The sequence below is a fragment of the Lactobacillus sp. WILCCON 0058 genome (genome assembly GCF_057198005.1).
In genome coordinates this window covers 2,197,577-2,213,085 of the sequence record NZ_JBUBHM010000001.1, presented here as the reverse complement: position 1 = coordinate 2,213,085, position 15,509 = coordinate 2,197,577, and the positions used below count along the sequence as shown (strand labels likewise).

At 50.3% G+C, this 15,509-nt stretch carries 18 protein-coding genes; 16 read left to right on the top strand and 2 right to left on the bottom strand.

Features of this window, described 5'->3' with window-relative positions:
• The first annotated feature begins 14 nt into the window (after nucleotides 1–14).
• The 11 genes from yaaA (at nucleotide 15) to ACYVUU_RS10250 (ending at nucleotide 9,509) form a co-directional block, all read left to right on the top strand.
• Nucleotides 15–752, top strand: a complete 738-nt coding sequence (yaaA, locus tag ACYVUU_RS10300) for a peroxide stress protein YaaA (protein WP_484500824.1) — start codon at nucleotides 15–17, stop codon at nucleotides 750–752.
• A gap of 180 nt (nucleotides 753–932) precedes the next feature.
• On the top strand, nucleotides 933–2,336 hold the full coding sequence (locus ACYVUU_RS10295; RefSeq protein ID WP_484500823.1) for an FAD-binding oxidoreductase: 1,404 nt from the start codon (nucleotides 933–935) through the stop codon (nucleotides 2,334–2,336).
• 323 nt (nucleotides 2,337–2,659) lie between these two features.
• Entirely contained in the window at nucleotides 2,660–3,163 is a 504-nt protein-coding gene (locus ACYVUU_RS10290; RefSeq protein ID WP_484500822.1) for a TetR/AcrR family transcriptional regulator, read from the top strand.
• Between the two features lie 38 nt (nucleotides 3,164–3,201).
• A complete protein-coding gene (locus ACYVUU_RS10285) occupies nucleotides 3,202–4,260 on the top strand; it encodes an FtsX-like permease family protein (protein ID WP_484500821.1) in 1,059 nt (352 codons plus the stop codon).
• A 1-nt stretch (nucleotide 4,261) separates the two neighbouring features.
• A complete protein-coding gene (locus ACYVUU_RS10280; RefSeq protein WP_439775610.1) occupies nucleotides 4,262–4,936 on the top strand; it encodes an ABC transporter ATP-binding protein in 675 nt (224 codons plus the stop codon).
• 142 nt (nucleotides 4,937–5,078) lie between these two features.
• The gene (locus tag ACYVUU_RS10275) at nucleotides 5,079–6,098 is read left to right on the top strand and encodes a hypothetical protein (RefSeq protein WP_484500820.1); all 1,020 of its coding nucleotides are present in this window, start codon (nucleotides 5,079–5,081) and stop codon (nucleotides 6,096–6,098) included.
• A gap of 96 nt (nucleotides 6,099–6,194) precedes the next feature.
• Nucleotides 6,195–6,692 (top strand): PTS sugar transporter subunit IIA, encoded by a 498-nt coding sequence (locus ACYVUU_RS10270; RefSeq protein WP_484500819.1) that lies wholly within the window; start codon nucleotides 6,195–6,197, stop codon nucleotides 6,690–6,692.
• 198 nt (nucleotides 6,693–6,890) lie between these two features.
• Nucleotides 6,891–7,685 (top strand): hypothetical protein, encoded by a 795-nt coding sequence (locus tag ACYVUU_RS10265; RefSeq protein ID WP_484500818.1) that lies wholly within the window; start codon nucleotides 6,891–6,893, stop codon nucleotides 7,683–7,685.
• On the top strand, nucleotides 7,672–8,370 hold the full coding sequence (locus tag ACYVUU_RS10260) for a hypothetical protein (RefSeq protein ID WP_484500817.1): 699 nt from the start codon (nucleotides 7,672–7,674) through the stop codon (nucleotides 8,368–8,370). Before ACYVUU_RS10265 ends, ACYVUU_RS10260 begins: the two co-directional genes overlap by 14 nt.
• Before the next feature lie 31 nt (nucleotides 8,371–8,401).
• Nucleotides 8,402–9,064: an ABC transporter ATP-binding protein gene (locus ACYVUU_RS10255; RefSeq protein WP_484500816.1), complete on the top strand. Its 663-nt coding sequence runs from the start codon at nucleotides 8,402–8,404 to the stop codon at nucleotides 9,062–9,064.
• Complete coding sequence (locus ACYVUU_RS10250) at nucleotides 9,048–9,509, top strand: hypothetical protein (protein WP_484500815.1); 462 nt, start codon at nucleotides 9,048–9,050, stop codon at nucleotides 9,507–9,509. The genes ACYVUU_RS10255 and ACYVUU_RS10250 overlap by 17 nt, the downstream gene beginning before the upstream one ends.
• A gap of 76 nt (nucleotides 9,510–9,585) precedes the next feature.
• Here ACYVUU_RS10250 and ACYVUU_RS10245 read toward each other — a convergent pair whose 3' ends face one another.
• Nucleotides 9,586–10,986, bottom strand: a complete 1,401-nt coding sequence (locus ACYVUU_RS10245; protein WP_484500814.1) for a C69 family dipeptidase — start codon at nucleotides 10,984–10,986, stop codon at nucleotides 9,586–9,588.
• A 277-nt stretch (nucleotides 10,987–11,263) separates the two neighbouring features.
• Here ACYVUU_RS10245 and ACYVUU_RS10240 point away from each other — a divergent pair, with 277 nt between their 5' ends.
• The 5 genes from ACYVUU_RS10240 to ACYVUU_RS10220 all read left to right on the top strand — a co-directional run bounded on the left by ACYVUU_RS10240 (nucleotide 11,264) and on the right by ACYVUU_RS10220 (nucleotide 14,899).
• Nucleotides 11,264–11,806 (top strand): TetR/AcrR family transcriptional regulator, encoded by a 543-nt coding sequence (locus tag ACYVUU_RS10240; RefSeq protein WP_439775606.1) that lies wholly within the window; start codon nucleotides 11,264–11,266, stop codon nucleotides 11,804–11,806.
• 135 nt (nucleotides 11,807–11,941) lie between these two features.
• Entirely contained in the window at nucleotides 11,942–12,481 is a 540-nt protein-coding gene (locus ACYVUU_RS10235; protein ID WP_439775605.1) for an NAD(P)H-dependent oxidoreductase, read from the top strand.
• A gap of 16 nt (nucleotides 12,482–12,497) precedes the next feature.
• A complete protein-coding gene (locus ACYVUU_RS10230; RefSeq protein ID WP_439775604.1) occupies nucleotides 12,498–13,046 on the top strand; it encodes an NADPH-dependent FMN reductase in 549 nt (182 codons plus the stop codon).
• 98 nt (nucleotides 13,047–13,144) lie between these two features.
• The gene (locus tag ACYVUU_RS10225) at nucleotides 13,145–13,927 is read left to right on the top strand and encodes a tyrosine-protein phosphatase (RefSeq protein ID WP_439775603.1); all 783 of its coding nucleotides are present in this window, start codon (nucleotides 13,145–13,147) and stop codon (nucleotides 13,925–13,927) included.
• 12 nt (nucleotides 13,928–13,939) lie between these two features.
• Entirely contained in the window at nucleotides 13,940–14,899 is a 960-nt protein-coding gene (locus ACYVUU_RS10220) for an FAD:protein FMN transferase (RefSeq protein WP_439775602.1), read from the top strand.
• A 44-nt stretch (nucleotides 14,900–14,943) separates the two neighbouring features.
• On the opposite strand, the gene ACYVUU_RS10215 is transcribed toward ACYVUU_RS10220, so the two are convergent.
• Nucleotides 14,944–15,468, bottom strand: coding sequence for a CvpA family protein (locus ACYVUU_RS10215; protein WP_439775601.1), 525 nt, complete (start codon nucleotides 15,466–15,468; stop codon nucleotides 14,944–14,946).
• Between the last annotated feature and the right edge of the window lie 41 nt (nucleotides 15,469–15,509).

Here is a 15,509-nt window from a genome sequence, read left to right as displayed (position 1 = left end):
TAAGGATGTAAAAAATGAAGATCGTAATTTCCCCCGCTAAAAAAATGCAGACGGATGGCGGCTTTTTGCCGCAGACCAAACCCGTCTTTCTTGATCAAGCCCAGGAGCTCTGGTCCTATCTGAATTCCTTAGACCAAGCTGACTTGGAAAAAGTCTGGCGGGCCAATGCCAAAATCACTGAAGAAGCCCGGCAGATGCTGGCCGCTGACTTGAATCAAGGGCAAGTTCCGGCTCTGTTTGCCTACAGCGGCCTGCAGTACCAATATCTGGCAGCTGATGTCTTAGACCAGGCCGGACTGGACTACCTGGACCAGCATTTGCGCGTTCTGTCCGGCCTTTACGGCAGTCTGCGGCCTTTTGATGGTATCGTGACTTACCGCCTGGAAATGAAGAGCCCCCTGCCTAACTTCAAGTATAAGAGCCTTTATGAATTCTGGGGAGAAAAAGTCTACCAAGAGCTCTACCAAGATGATTCAGTCGTCCTCAATCTGGCTTCTAAGGAATACAGCCGCCTGTTGGCTCCCTATCTTAAAGATGGCGACCGCTTGCTTGAAGTTGGCTTTCAGGAAGAGAAAAACGGCAAATGGCGGACCCAGGCAACTCATGCCAAGATGGCCCGGGGCCGTCTGGTCCGCTGGCTGGCTGAAGGGGGCCGGGACCTGTCTGACCTGCCGGACTTCACGGGCTTTGGCTATGCCTTTGCCCCAGACCAAAGCGGGGAAGACCAGCTTGTTTTTCGTAAAAAGGCATGACGATTTTTCACAAAGTACGAAAAAAGAAAAAATTTTTACACTTTTAAAAGGCTAGGAAGCGCTTGCTGACCGGCCTTTTTTCTTTTGTGCAAGAATTCATAAAATTGACAACGCTTTCAAATGTGATTTAATAGAAACAGAGATTGAAACACAAAAAAGAAAACTGTAAGGTGAGCTAGAATGGAATATCATAAGTTAACTGCTGAAGACATTGAAAACTTGCGGCCAATGATTGCCGACCCAGAACGTTTCATTACTGAAGTAACTGAACACTGGGACCACGACCAATTCAAGACTGTCCGGGCCATGCCTGACCTGGTAATCCAGCCAACTACGGCTGAAGAAGTAGCCAGCGTCTTGAAGTACGCCAGCGACCACGAAATTGCCTTGACTCCACGGGGCAACTCAACTGGCTTGATGGGGGCCAACTTGACTGTGCATGGCGGGATCTCCCTGGACATGGTTAAGATGAACAAGGTCATTGACTATGACCCAGCCAACTTGACCATCACTGTTCAACCAGGCATCCGTCTGAACCAACTGGAAGACTTTTTGGCAGACAAGCCATTTACCTACATGCCAGCACCAGCCATGCACTGGGCTACTGTAGCCGGCAACATCAGCACCAACGCCGGTGGCTTGAAGGCCATCAAGTACGGGGTAACCCGTGAACACATCCGGGAAGTCAAGGTTGCCTTGACTGACGGCAAGGTCTACAAGTTCGGCTCCAAGTCAGTTAAGTCATCATCCGGCTACTCCTTGAAGGACCTGATCATCGGCTCAGAAGGGACTTTAGGCGTCATCACTGAAGCTGTTCTGCGTCTTTACCCAAGACCAAAGCACGCTTTGAACGCCATCATTCCTTTCCCGACTTTGGACGATGCCATCGAATCAGTGCCAGCCATCCTGGCTTCCGGCGTTGTGCCAACCACTGTTGAATACATGGGCCGCAAGGTCTTGAACCTGTGGGAAAAGTACTACGACGCTACTTTCCCAATCAAGGAAGGCGACGGCTTCATCATCCTGGGCATCGACTCCTTTACTGAGAGCGACGCTGAAGCGCAACTGGCTCAAGCTTTGGAAGCAGTCAAGCCGTTCCACGCTTTGAAGGAAACTGTCTTGAATGCTGAATCAGAAGAAGCCAAGACCATCTGGGACGCCCGGGAAAAGCTGCTTTTGGCCATCCAAAAGTCAACTCCAAAGATGGACGAAGTCGACGTTTCAGTGCCGATCAGCAAGATTCCGCTGGTTTTGCACCGGATCGAAGAGCTGGAAAAGGAAGAAAACATGCGGATCCCTAACTTCGGCCACGCCGGCGACGGGAACCTGCACATCTACCTGTGCTCTGACGACATGACTGACGAAGAATTCGCCAAGAAGGGCGACACCGTTATCTCCGAACTCTACAAGACCGCCAAGTCAGTGGACGGCAACATGTCCGGTGAACACGGGGTTGGCTACGCCCGCCAGAACTACTACGAAGACTTCTATGGCAAGGATTACACCAACTTGCTCAGAAAGGTCAAGGGCCTCTTTGATCCTAAGGGTATCCTTAACCCAGACAAGATCTTCCCGTTAGACTAAAGCACGGCTCCCTCCGCGCGGCAACCTTTAAAAATCCGAATCAAAAACTAATCAAGAACTAATCAACTAAGCAAATCAAGAATTAACCAAAAACCGAAAAGATCAAGTACCTAGCAATAAGTACATAAAAACAATAGCAAAACAACAAAACAACATTTTAATTTTTAAGCTTCACAAATTAATTATCACAGGGAAGGGCTGCTCCGGCAGCCCTTTTTTGTGCAAGAAAAATGACATCGCGTCACTTTTTATGTTGACACGATGTCACTTTGGTCTTATACTAGAAAACAGTTAAAGGTGACATGGTGTCACGGAGGTAAAAAATGGTCAAGGCAACTTTTGAGAATTTAAGCAAAGACAAGCAGGATCGGGTTACAGCCGCCCTGCTCAAAGAATTCAGCGCCCATACTTTGGCCAGCGCCCAGGTGGCGCGGATCGTCAAGGAAGCCGGCATTGCCCGGGGGGCCTTTTACAAGTACTTTGAGGATCTGATGGATGCTTACCAATACCTGTTCAAGCTGGCCATGCGGGACCTGCACACGGGTCTGACCGGCCGGATGGGGGCAGACGAGCTCTACCAGATGACCAAGGACTTTGTGACCAAGGCCACTGGCAGCCAGTACTATGACTTGATCCGCCTGCACTACGCGGCTAACGAGGCGCTTTTGCCAAGCAGCAGGCCCAAGCAAATGCCGGCTTGTGCCTGGGCTGCGATGGCCCTGTCGCATGAGGCGATCAAGGAAGCCTTGCTGGACCCGGATAACGCTGATTTTTACTTAGACCGGGAGCGCGAGGCTTTAGAGAAGCTCTTTAGCGGCCACGAATAGGGTAAAAGAGGATATAAGAAAGGAAGAAAGCAGAAAAAATGTTTTTAGCACTAAAAGAGATCAAGCATGAAAAGAAGCGGTACGGCTTGATCGTCTTCATGATTTTTCTGATCGCGTACATGATTTTGGCAACCTGGGGCCTGGCATACGGCCTGGCCCGGGAAAACACGGTGGCTTTGGAGAGCTGGCAGACCAAGAGCGTGGTCTTGAACAAGAACGCCAACCTGTCCATGAACAGCTCGATTTTGACCAAGGACGACTTGAAAAAGATCGACTTGACTGACAAGGAAGCCGTGGTCGGCGAATTGCAGGTAGTGGCCAAGAAGAAGGGACAAAGCGGGATCAACGCCCAGTACATGGGGGTCAAGAAGGGTGAGTTCATCTACAAGGACCAGGACTTGATCGCTGGCCGCCGGGCTAAGAGCAAGTACGAAGTTACAGCTGACAGCCGCTTTAAGGACAAGGGCTATAAGCTGGGCGACAAGGTGACCTTGAACGGGTCAGACCACAAGTACACGATCGTCGGCTTCGTCAAGGATGCCAAGATCAATATTGAGCCGATCATGTATGGCTTTTTGCCGGCATGGAAGGAATTGAAGAACGTGGCACCAGGGATTGAAGCTTCCGGGATCATTTCCCAGCGGAAATTGTCCGTTAAGGGGAAGAATTTCAAGACTTACGGGGTTAAGGAATTTACGCAAAAACTGCCAGGTTACTCTGAACAGAACCTGACTTTTGAATTGATGATTGCTTTCATGTTCATCATTTCCCTGGTCATCGTAGCAGTCTTCCTGTACATTTTGACCATCCAGAAGCTGCCGAACTACGCGGTATTGCGGGCACAAGGCGTGCCGGCCAAGACTTTGATCTGGGCTACGGTCAGCCAGAGTCTGCTTTTGGTAACGAGCGCTTTGGTCTTGGCCCTTTTGGCAATTTGGGGCACGGCGGCCGCGATGCCGGCATCTGCTCCGATGGCCTTTACGCCAGGGATTTTCGTGGCAGCGATCGGCGGGATGTTGTTAATGGCACTGCTGGGCGGGCTTAACCCAGTCAGAACGATTTTGAAGATTGACCCGGTACAGGCAATTGGAGGATAAAATGGCAGCGATTGAAATCAAGAACGTGAAAAAAGTTTACGGGCAAGGGGATGCAGCAACGGTTGCCCTCAAGGGGGTCGACTTCAGCGCGGACACTGGCAACGTGGTTCTGTTGATGGGACCAAGCGGGGCCGGGAAGAGCACCCTGCTGACGATTATGGGCGCCTTGCAGAACGCGACGAGCGGGCAGGTGGAAATCGACGGCCAGGATATCAGCCAGTTGAAGGAGAAGGACCGCAGCCGCCTGCGTTTGAACAAATTGGGCTTTGTTTTGCAGGCCTACAACCTGGTGCCTTACTTGACGGTTAAGGAACAGTTTCAGCTGGTGGACAAGGTGAAGAAGACCGGCAACTTGAGCCAGGAAGAATTAAAGGATCTTTTGGCTGACCTGGGGATTGAGAACCTGGTCAAGAAGTATCCGGAAAACCTGTCAGGCGGGCAGAAGCAGCGGGTGGCAATCGCCCGGGCCATGTACGCCAACCCGAAGATTTTGCTGGCTGATGAGCCAACGGCATCACTGGACAGTGAACGGGTGGAAGAAGTCGGCCGCTTGTTTAAGAAGCTGGCTAAGGACCACGGGAAGGCGATCATTTTGGTCACCCACGACCCGCGACTGGAAAAATACGCTGACCACATCTATGACATGATGGACGGGCAGCTGACGCAAAGAAAATAAGATCAAAAAGGCTCCGCTCAGGCGGGGCCTTTTTTGACCGGATACGAGGAAAAACGACCGGATTTGAATTTTTGGCAGAAAAAATCTGGAAAAAGAGTATGCTTAAATAAGAAAACGAGTAAGAAATGTGAGGTCGTTAGGGATGGAAAAATTATACGAAATCTACACAGACGCTGCCGAAGACAGTTTTGAAGTTGGTCGCCTCTTGTTTGAAGAAAACGACTGGCAGCTCTACTTGACTTTGGATGAGCTGGGCCGGGATGATTCGCTGCTCTTGATCAGAAAGTCAGCGGTCACGCGGCTGCTGGATCAATCGGATTATTTGGCAGAGATCCAGCGCCGGCGGAAGCTGCTGACGCAAAAAGGCCTGGCAGATCCTTTCAAGCTGGAAGACAAAGCTAGCATGATCAAGTCAGTTGAAAACTTTATGGACTTATTGCCCGGGCAGGTTGTGTATTTTGGCCTGGAAGGCGAAGATTACCAGCAATGGGGATATATCGATGAAATTTCTGCCGGTCATGTTAATTTTGCGGCATATCCATCTGGCAAATACCAGCCATTTGCAGGAAAAGTTGCTGTCAGTCAACTCCGGCGGTTAGCCGCTTTCTCCGGTGAATGGCTGCTGGACAATCCTAAGACGCGGGATACTGAAGGTACAACTGTAGATGGTTTGCGTGAAGTTCATCTGAAAGAAGATCCAGCTTCATTCGCGGTTGGCCGGCTCTTGTGTGCTGATGACGACTTCAGCTTGTATTTGACTGTCGACGAAATTGGCAGGGATGACTCATTGCTGCTGGTTAAGAAGACGGCAGTTGACAGAGTAATTGATAAGTCAGAGTATTTGCAAGATATCAGCCGCTGCCGGCGCCAGCTTAAGGAAAGAGGATTAGAAGATCCATTTGAAGTTCAAGGCAAAGCAGCAAACATCAAGCAAATGCAGGACTTCTGGCAATTAGCTGCCGGGCAAGTCGTATCCTTTGTTATGAAGGATGAGGAAGAAGCAGAATATGGCGTCTTGCAGAGCAAGGAAGGGGATGCCTTAAGCTTTGAGCAATACCCGTCTGGCAAGTACGAGACTTTTGCTGGCCAGATCAACCTGGCTGAAGTTGGCCGCTTGGAAGCCTTTGGCGGAGAATTGACTTTGGAAAATGGCAATTGTTAGCGGGAACATGTAGTAAATCTACCATCAAAATGATAAACTAGACAGTGATGATTGCGCTTACATATTTTAGTCTGAATATCATTTTGAGGTTGATTTATGTTTAGAATTTTTGATTTGCTAAAGAGCAAGGCCCGGCTGAGCAAGGTTCTGGCTCCGGTCCAGGGCAGGCTGTTCCCGCTCGAGGACGTCAACGATGAGATTTTTGCCAGCAAGGGACTGGGTGAGGGCTTCGCGGTTCAGCCGTCTAGCGACTTGATCTACGCTCCCTTGAACGGCACGGTTACTTCCTTGTTTCCGACCAACCATGAGATCGGCATCCGGACCAAGGAAGGGCTGGATCTCTTGATCCACCTGGGCTTGAACACGGTAGAGCTGGGCGGGGGCGGCTGCGACATTTTAGTTGAAGCCGGCCAGGAAGTTAAAAAGGGGCAGCTATTGGCGACCATGAACCGCAAGCTGCTCCGCGGGCTTGGCTATGATGACACGGTGATCGTGACTTATACCAACGACCAGATCCTCAAAGGTGTCTCGGCACCGGTTTTCTTTAGGAAGATCAATGCCAAAAGAGCGGTCCAGACGATCAGCTACCATTAATTTAGATGAAAAAAGGCGTGAACGCTGCAGGGATGCGGGTTCACGCCTGTTTTGTTTAGTGCTTGTATCTGGTTATCTTACTGTTGGGTATAAGAAAAAGGTAATTGCTATCTAAATAAAAACTTAACTTGCAAACAAAAAGTGACTGAATTATAATTTTCATTGACTATTAATTGCTCAATATGGAGGAGGTTGATTGTGTATATTAGAGAGCGACTAAAGTCGCCGAAAGTGTATGTAGGGATAGCGATAGGCACGATAATTGTGCTTTTTCATTTTATTTCTGACTATTACGTAATTAAGCCACAACTAGATGGAAACGTTGCATTTTTTACACCGTATACACGGTGGATTGGCTATGATGTTGGTGCTATGACAACTTTTTATTATACTTTGTTGCCGTTGTTAGCCTGCTTGACAGCCAACCAGCTTTTCTATCAAGACCTAAAAAGTGGCTTTATCAAGCATGCGGTGAAGGAACAAGGGGTTGTAAAGTACAGCTTTTCCCACTTGGGGATCAGTTTCTTGGCAGGCTTTTTGACAGTATCTTTGCCACTGCTTTTGGATTTTGTCTTGTTTTACTGCACCTTGCCTAATATGAAGCCAGATCCTCTTCTGAATATGAGCGCGGGTGTTACGTCAGATTTAACCTATCTTGCTGGTTTGTACTATTCAAATCCCTTGCTGCACGTGGCTTTTTACCTATTCCTGGCAGGACTTGCCGGGGGCTTGGCCGCTACCATCTCTTTGGCTGTGACGTGCTTTATTAGCAACTATTTTGCTGATGTAGCTGCTGCTCTCTTAGTCACATTGATCTTCAATGTTTTTTCCGTCGCGACAGATAAAGCTTTTCTTTCGCCAAACCTCTTTGTCATACCGGTTTGCCCGCTTTATATTCCTTCGTTGACGGCAGCCCTGTCAGAACTCCTCTTAGGGGCGCTTTTGTTCAGCTTAATCTATTTCTACGGGGTAAGACGCCATGCCTTTAGTTAACTATTTGCGGCAAAAGAGCGGGGCCTGGCTGGCGATAAAAAGCATCTCGTTTGTGATAATTTGGGTTTTGGTTTATACTGCTTTGTTTTTGATGCATAACAAGATCGTTGCCCCTGGCACGCCGGCCTTGAGCAATGTCCGCCTAACTGTTACCAACCTCCACAATCAGCTCTACTTCATCGCCCCTTTGCTGATAGTCAGCAGCCTGCTTTTCTTCAGCCGCCCTCAAAGCGTTGAATTTTTCTATTTAGCTTTAAGAAAACGGCTGCGCCAGTACTTGCTGATCTATACCCTTTTTGAAATGTTTTTGCTCATCATCAGTTTATTGATCGGCAGCTTGATTTCTGCTTTCGTGACGAAAGCACCAATAGCTCCGCAGGTTGATTCAGAAATAATCATATTGCTGGCCCACTTCTTGGGTGTCTTTGTCTTGATTCTCTCTTTAAACACTCTGGTCTTCTTGATCGATAAACTAAAGGCAGGGGCTGCAGTTGAAGTTTTGCTCTTACTGGATACCCTTTGCATAGCTAAGCTGGGCTGGTCCCTCTTCTTGGCTCACGGCTTGGTAAATCTGATCGATAATACATTCTTTGTGTTTGACCCGCTGATTTATCTGATTTATGGCTTTCTGCTTTATTGTTGTTTGGGTAGCCGGGCTTTTTACCAGATGGTTCAATATGCCTAACGATAATATCGATTTTTCTTTGGAGTAAAAAATGACGAAAATTATAGAAGGTGACCATGTCACCAAGCGCTTTAAAAACAAACTGGCTCTTGATGACGTTTCCTTCAGCATTGATACTGGCAAAATCTATGGCTTCAGAGGCCCCAACGGGTCAGGCAAGTCCGTGACCTTCAAAACCATCCTCGGCTTTATCCGGCCAAACTCCGGAACTGTCAAAGTTTTGGGCAAAAAAATCCGCCAGGACGTCATCTTTGCCCCAGACACCGGCTTCGCGATTTCTGAATACGGCCTGTTAGAAGACAAAACCGGCTTGGAAAACCTCAATCTGCTCAAAGTCTTGAACGATGACCAAAGCAGCCAGGCGGAGGCAATCTTGCAGCGGGTAGGCCTGGATCCAGCCAATCCCTTGAAACTGAAAGAGTATTCTCTGGGCATGCGGCAGCGGCTTTTGATCGCCGCCGCCCTCCTAGGCGACAAGCAGATCCTCCTTTTCGATGAGCCAACCAATGCCCTCGATGAAGACGGGCAGGATTTTTTGGCCCGGCTCCTGCTGGAATTGAAGGACCAGGACAAGACCATCCTCGTCTCCAGTCACGACAAAGACTTCCTTAACCGGGTCGCCGACCACATCTTCGTCTACAGCGAAGGCAAGATTGTCAAAGAATTGGAGCAAAACCATGAAGCTGAAGCATAAAGGAATCTGGTTCTCTGCAATCTTGCTCTTGTGCCTGCTGGGCCTTTTTCTAAGCAAAAAGCATATCGACCAAGTCTATCGGAACTTGCAGGTCTCTCAAATTGAAGTCAGTCAGACTGCCTATAGCGAGATCAGCCAAAATCTGGCTGTCAAAAGCGGGCAGGGCAAGACTGAAGGCGATAGCTACCTGGCAACTATCTACGTCAAGGCCAAGACCGGGCAGAAGCTGTCCAGAAATGATTTCTACCTTTATCAAGGACTGAAAGAGGGAACGACCATGATCGACTCTTTAAAAATCAATGGGCAAGCAACTAGCCACCTGCGATCCGGCGTAAACAAGGTCCAGGTTAAAGCCTCGAAAAACGGCAATGAGCAATATCTCTACCTGCTCGTTAACCCGAAAAAAGGCAAGTACGTCAAATATCATTTCAATCTACAGAAATAGGAAATAGAAGCTAGAACGGCAAAAAAGGCGTGAACGCTACAGGGATGCGGGTTCACGCCTTTTTTAATATGCTTTTTTACAAGTTCGGATCCATCTGGAAGCTGAGCGGGGAATCGCCCGTCTGCTGGGTAATCAAGCTGCTGATCAGCTTGTTGTAAATATCCGTCACCGTCTTGGCCATCTTGGCATTGGCCTCATCCGCGATCGCCGTGGCCTGGCTTGGGTCAGCGTGCAGCTTCTGGTCGTATTCATACCGCAAGCGCAGGACCTTTTCCTTGGCTTCAGTCTGGGCATTAGCCAGTTCCTTGCCGTACTTATTCCAGTTCCGGTCAACCAGGACTCCGGCCAACTTGAAGATCCAGTAGGCAGAGTTCGGGCTGTAGTCGACCTTGCCGTTGCCCCACATGTAAGGCACCTTGGTCCCCTGCGGGAAGAAGGGAATGTAGACGCTCTGCGCCGTAACCCCCATGGCCAGCCAGTGGTACATGTCCTCGCCCTTAAGCTGCAAGAGGTGGGATTCCTGGGTCGTTGCCACCCCGATCGGCCGGAAGGTGGCCTGACCCGCGTTCTTCGGGTTGGTCAAGTCGTAATCCGTGTCGCTGTAGTGGCTGGCCAGCACCGCCTGTGCGTCCTGGATGCTCAGCGGCCGGTCCGCCTTTTGAATAAATGGCAAGTCAAAAGATTGCGGCTCTTGCTTAACTGATGGGGTCAGCAGCTTCTGCCCGTACCAAACCCGCGGGGTGTTGTAGTGCAGGTCGCTCTCGCTTCTCGTGCCAAAAATCTCCCGCCAGTTGAACTTGGCTTCCTGTGGCCAAAGCTGGTGGTCATAAACGAACTCTTGCAGACCGGCTGAATAAAGGAAGTTGGCCGGATCGTTAAAGTCGATCTCCTGAATTGACAGCTGGTTGGCCACTACCGTGTAGGAGTCATCCGGAATTCTCTGGGCAACCCAGTGGTGGCCTGACCCGATTTCCAAGTACCAGGCCTCGTCTCTGTCCGCAAACAGAATCCCGTTTGATTCAGCAGCCCCGTACTTTTCCACGATCTCGCCCAAGCGCTTGACCCCTTCTTGCGCCGTCTTGACGTAAGGCAAAACGATGGTTACCATGGCTTCTTCCAAAAGGCCCTTTTCGGTATCAAAGGGGTCGATGGCCAGAACCCGTTCGTTGGCATAAGCACTTTCCGTAGCACTCATCGCCACATGGAATTCATTGATTCCGTCTTCTTCAAAAAGCCCGTACTTTTTCGTCCATTCTGGCGTGGATGAATATGCAAAGGCTTCCTCCGGCAAGTCAATTGTGAACTTGTTATCATGTGACTTGAAAGTCTGGGCTCCTTCTTGCCGCTGGTGGAAGGCCAGGTGCTTAGGCCAGGCCGTCCGTGAGTCCTCGTTGCGGCCGATAATCACGCTGCCGTCAAGGCTGGCCTTTTTCCCGATCAAGATTGAAGTACAGGATGAACGTCCGTGTGTAGTCATAAATTGTCCTCTTTTCTCCATTTGCTTTTGTTTAAATTTTACCTTATTTTGCCTTCCCCGGCAGACAAGCCGCCTCATCTTCTTAACTTTTCCCTAAAAATACGCCTGTCCCTAAATATTGTGCTAATATATAAATTAGTACGAATAAACGTTTTTTATAGGCTGGGTAGTCTTGATTCATTAGCTTAGTCTAATAAAGTCCAGTGTAAAAAACGTTTTTTGTTAGGAATGAAGTATTAAAAGTGTTAGCAGAATATGATGAAATTAGGTGGAGTAAATGATGGCCAGAAGGAAAGAAATTAATCGCGAGCGAATATTGGACATCGCCTACAAGAAGGCCTTGACCAACGGGATCGAGAACCTGACCGCCCGCAGCATTGCCCAAACTGGCCACTTTTCAACCCAGCCGATCTATTTGGAATTCAAGAACATGGATGGCCTGCGCAAGGAAGTGCTTAAGCGCGTCTCCTACACCTTGCGCGATGAAATCCTGCAGAAGAAATTTATTGATGAGCCCTTATATGATGTCGACTTGTCCTACCTGCAATTTGCCCGCGACCACCGGAACCTGTTCTCAACGATTTTCGTCAATGGTGAATTCGGCGATGACTTGATCCGCGACATTTTGATGGATTTGGGCCGCAGCAAGCTGCATGAGCAGTACCAGCGCGATTTTGACTCTGACTTGGAGAAGCGCGTGATTGCCCTCAACTGGATCATCACCAACGGCCTGGCTGTAATGCTGGTCGATGGCTTGATTGACTACGACCAGGACAACTTTGTCCGGATTATCAGGCGGCAGCTGGAGACCCTTTTTTGACCGCTAATCCATTAAAAAAATCCTTCTATCGATTGGGTCTTTCTATCCTTGTAATTTTTTCACAAAAAGCCTGCTGAAATCCCTTTAATTTGGGTATAATAAGGGGAGTAATGGAAAATCTGAAAGGTGGTTTTTATGAAAGTTTTAGCTCTTAACGGATCTAACGCTGACAAGTCTTACAACGAAATGCTGCTGAAGTTCATTGCCAAGCACTTCGCTGATAAGTATGATTTTGAATTCGCGACCGTGAAGGGGTTGCCGATGTTTAAGGAAGGCCAGGAAGACCCGGCCGACGTGGCCAAATTGAGTGAGCAAGTTGCCGCCGCTGACCTGGTTTTGATCGGGTCACCGGAACAACAGCACTCAGTAACCAGTGCTCTGAAGAGTGCCCTGGAATGGCTGTCAACCAACTCCCACCCGTTTAATGGCAAGCCGGTTGTTGTTGTGTCAACTTCACCGCTGGCCCAAGGGGCTGCCCGGTCACAGACCAAGCTGAAGACGATTTTGGCTTCCCCAGGCCTGCACCCAGTTGTCTTCAACGACGACGAATTCATGATGGGCGGGGCAGCTTCTGCCTTTGACGAAAATGGCGATTTGAAGATTTCCGGCACCGTTGACTTCCTGGAACACTTCTTTGACGAAGTCGACGCCTGGTACGCACAAATCACGAAGTAAGTGGGGGGATTGCCAAATGAAATTATTAGCTATTGTCGGAACTAATGCCGATTTTTCTTTCAACCGTCTGCTCTGCCAGTTCATCGCCAAGCGCTTTGGCGATAAGGCGGAAATCGAAGTCGCTGAAATTGGCGACCTGCCAGCCTTCTACAAGGAAGGGCAAGCTGACGCCAGAGTTTCTGCTTGGCGGGAAAAGGTTGACCAGGCTGACGGCTTGATCATCGCTACTCCAGAATACGACCACGGTATCCCAGCCGCTTTGAAGAGTGCTTTGGAATGGCTGGGCAGCCACGCTGGCAGCAAGGTCATGGCCTACAAGCCAGTTTGCGTTGTCGGCGTGTCCTTGGGCGGCCAAGGCGCTTCCCGCGCCCAGGAAGATGCTCGGGAAATCCTGCTGTCACCAGACATGACGGCCAACGTTTTGCCAGGCAACGAATTGCTGATCGGCCGGGCTTACAGCAGCTTTGACAAGGAAAGCGGCGACCTGGTTGACGAAGCTTCAATCGCCCAACTGGACAAGGTCATGGAAGCCTTCTTTGCTTTCGTAGAACAAGCTAAGAAGTAAGGACGAAAAAGCAAAAATCTAAAAACAAGGCGGTGGCTTGGCGCTTCCGCCTTGTTTTGGTTTAAAATTGTAGGGAGAAAGTGAAGGAGGAGAAAAAGATGGCAATGGAGCTTTTACCCTTGAAAACGGTCCGCAATCCGCGGGACCTTGGCGGCTATACCGGCTTTGCCGGCAGGAGGATCAAGGCCGGACTTTTGCTGCGGACCGGGATGGTCGCGGCGATCAGCGAGGAGGATGCTGACTATTTGCGGGCCCGCGGGGTCAAAACCATCATCGACCTCCGTTCTCCCCAAGAGTGCCGCAAGCGGCCGGACAAGCAGCTGGCCGGCATCCAGAACGTCAATATTCCCGTCAACAGCCGGGACCAGACCAAGGCAGCGGCCAGCCTGGCGGAATTAGCCAAGCAGTATAGCTTAGACCCCTTGGCGGGCTTCCGTCACATGGTGGAGAGCTACCGGCTGATGGTGACGGAAAAGCACGCCCAGGCGGCCTTTGGCCAAGTGCTGGCTTATCTTGCTGAAGCAGAAGGCGGGACCATCTACCACTGCTCAGAAGGCAAGGACAGGACGGGCCTGGCGACCGTCTTTTTGCTGACAGTCTTAGGGGTTGACCAGGAAACCATCCGCCAGGACTATCTTTTATCCGCTCCCTGCCTTAACGGCTACCGGGCCAAAAGGGACAAGGAAGCCCGGGAAAACGGGGAAAGCCTGGTTCAGCGGGCCAACCTCCGGTCACTGGGCACGGTGAACAATGAGTACTTAGACAGCGCCTTGATCACCATCAACCAGGAGTACGGCGGCATGGAAGCCTTTTTGACCCGGCAATTGGGCGTCAGCTCGGCCCTCCGGGACCAGCTCCGGGCCAAGTATCTAGAAGAGTAAGGATTTTTAAAAATGGAAATCATCAAATACATATCAACTGACCAAGTCATGGCCCAACACAGGGCCATGGGGACCCACATCAGCCTGCAGATCTACGGGGCAAGGGAAGACCCGGAAAAGATCCTGGACCAGACCAAGGCCTTGATCGACCACTTTGAAGACCTGCTGACGGTCAACCGCAAACCGGATGACCCCCGCTACGGCCTTTCAGAAGTCACCAGGGTCAATGATCAAGCAGGCAAGGAGCCTGTCCAGGTCTCCAGCAGCGTTTACGGCTTGATTAAGCTGGCCGTTGAGACCAGCCGGGAAAACTTCGGCTTTAACGCCTTGATTGGCCCGCTCGTCAAGCTCTGGTCCATCGGCTTTAAGGACGCCCGCGTGCCAAGTGACGCGGAAATCAAAGAGAAAATGAAGCTGATCGATCCTTGGCAAGTCGAATTAAACGACGATGACCACACGGTCTTTTTGAAGCAGGAAGGCATGGAGCTGGACTTGGGCGGGATCGCCAAGGGCTGGACGGCCGACCGGATCCGGGACCTCTGGCGGGCCTACGGGGTCGAAGCCGGCATCATCAACTTAGGCGGCAACGTCCTCTTCGTCAACCCTTGTCCAAAGCGGGCCAACGGGATGTGGACGGTAGGCGTCCAGGATCCATTGAAGCCGCGGGGAGAAAACATCACGGCCATGATGATCCCGGAATGCTCCGTGGTCACCAGCGGGACTTATGAGCGCTTCTTGGAAGTGGATGGCCACAAGTACCACCACTTGATCGACTCCCGGACCGGCTACCCGGTGGAAACCAACATTGCCGGGGTGACGACCTTCACCAAGAATTCCGTTGACGCGGAAATTGAGTGCAAGCGCTGCTTCTTTGCCGGTCAGCCAATTGCTGGCTGGGTCAACCGCCGCCGCTTAGGCGCCGTTTACGTTTATAACGATGAACGGGTAGAAAAAGTCGGCCTGGATTACTAAAAGAAAACGAAAAGCAGCCTCACCTTCTGGTGAAGCTGCTTTTTTTAGGCAGTAGTTCGGCTGACGCTGAAGAGAGTCTTGAAGACCCCGGTTGACAGACCTGGCGTGTCGTTGACGATGAAACTGAGCAGCTGGGAATCGCTGATCATCTGGCTCAGCTGACTGACGCCGACTGAGTTGAGGATGGACAGGACCACATACATGAAGAAGTAGGAGGCCACGAAAGAAACGATGGCCCCGGCGATGTGGTCCAAAGTGGCCGTGAAACCAGTCTTGGTCTCTTGATCTGGCAGCCAGGCCTTGAAGATCTTGGCGACCTGCTTGAGGATGAAGAAGAGGGCGAAGAAGGCCCCGAAGCGGCAGGCCTGCAAGACCATGCTGGAGTCCCCCGCCTGTCCTTGGACGAACTGGGTGTAGATCAGATTGCCGATTGGGTTTTGCAGCATAATGGCCAGCATGAAGACCAGACCGGCGAAGATCAGGTTGACGATCCGCTTGGAGAAACCTACGTGGTAGCCCTTGTAGGTCTGCCAGGCGATATAGAGAATGACGAAAATAACTAAGAGCATCTTTTTATCCTTTGTTTTTAGCTGTAATTTTCCAAGGATTA

What these genes read in the sequence shown, in the direction of transcription:
- ACYVUU_RS10220 (WP_439775602.1), top strand. Translation starts at nt 13,940, where the DNA reads ATGGAAATCATCAAATACATATCAACTGACCAAGTCATGGCCCAACAC.
- ACYVUU_RS10280 (WP_439775610.1), top strand. Translation starts at nt 4,262, where the DNA reads ATGGCAGCGATTGAAATCAAGAACGTGAAAAAAGTTTACGGGCAAGGG.
- ACYVUU_RS10240 (WP_439775606.1), top strand. Translation starts at nt 11,264, where the DNA reads ATGATGGCCAGAAGGAAAGAAATTAATCGCGAGCGAATATTGGACATC.
- ACYVUU_RS10225 (WP_439775603.1), top strand. Translation starts at nt 13,145, where the DNA reads ATGGCAATGGAGCTTTTACCCTTGAAAACGGTCCGCAATCCGCGGGAC.
- ACYVUU_RS10250 (WP_484500815.1), top strand. Translation starts at nt 9,048, where the DNA reads ATGAAGCTGAAGCATAAAGGAATCTGGTTCTCTGCAATCTTGCTCTTG.
- ACYVUU_RS10275 (WP_484500820.1), top strand. Translation starts at nt 5,079, where the DNA reads ATGGAAAAATTATACGAAATCTACACAGACGCTGCCGAAGACAGTTTT.
- ACYVUU_RS10290 (WP_484500822.1), top strand. Translation starts at nt 2,660, where the DNA reads ATGGTCAAGGCAACTTTTGAGAATTTAAGCAAAGACAAGCAGGATCGG.
- ACYVUU_RS10285 (WP_484500821.1), top strand. Translation starts at nt 3,202, where the DNA reads ATGTTTTTAGCACTAAAAGAGATCAAGCATGAAAAGAAGCGGTACGGC.
- ACYVUU_RS10260 (WP_484500817.1), top strand. Translation starts at nt 7,672, where the DNA reads ATGCCTTTAGTTAACTATTTGCGGCAAAAGAGCGGGGCCTGGCTGGCG.
- ACYVUU_RS10270 (WP_484500819.1), top strand. Translation starts at nt 6,195, where the DNA reads ATGTTTAGAATTTTTGATTTGCTAAAGAGCAAGGCCCGGCTGAGCAAG.
- ACYVUU_RS10230 (WP_439775604.1), top strand. Translation starts at nt 12,498, where the DNA reads ATGAAATTATTAGCTATTGTCGGAACTAATGCCGATTTTTCTTTCAAC.
- ACYVUU_RS10215 (WP_439775601.1), bottom strand. Translation starts at nt 15,468, where the DNA reads ATGCTCTTAGTTATTTTCGTCATTCTCTATATCGCCTGGCAGACCTAC.
- ACYVUU_RS10235 (WP_439775605.1), top strand. Translation starts at nt 11,942, where the DNA reads ATGAAAGTTTTAGCTCTTAACGGATCTAACGCTGACAAGTCTTACAAC.
- ACYVUU_RS10255 (WP_484500816.1), top strand. Translation starts at nt 8,402, where the DNA reads ATGACGAAAATTATAGAAGGTGACCATGTCACCAAGCGCTTTAAAAAC.
- yaaA (WP_484500824.1), top strand. Translation starts at nt 15, where the DNA reads ATGAAGATCGTAATTTCCCCCGCTAAAAAAATGCAGACGGATGGCGGC.
- ACYVUU_RS10245 (WP_484500814.1), bottom strand. Translation starts at nt 10,986, where the DNA reads ATGACTACACACGGACGTTCATCCTGTACTTCAATCTTGATCGGGAAA.
- ACYVUU_RS10295 (WP_484500823.1), top strand. Translation starts at nt 933, where the DNA reads ATGGAATATCATAAGTTAACTGCTGAAGACATTGAAAACTTGCGGCCA.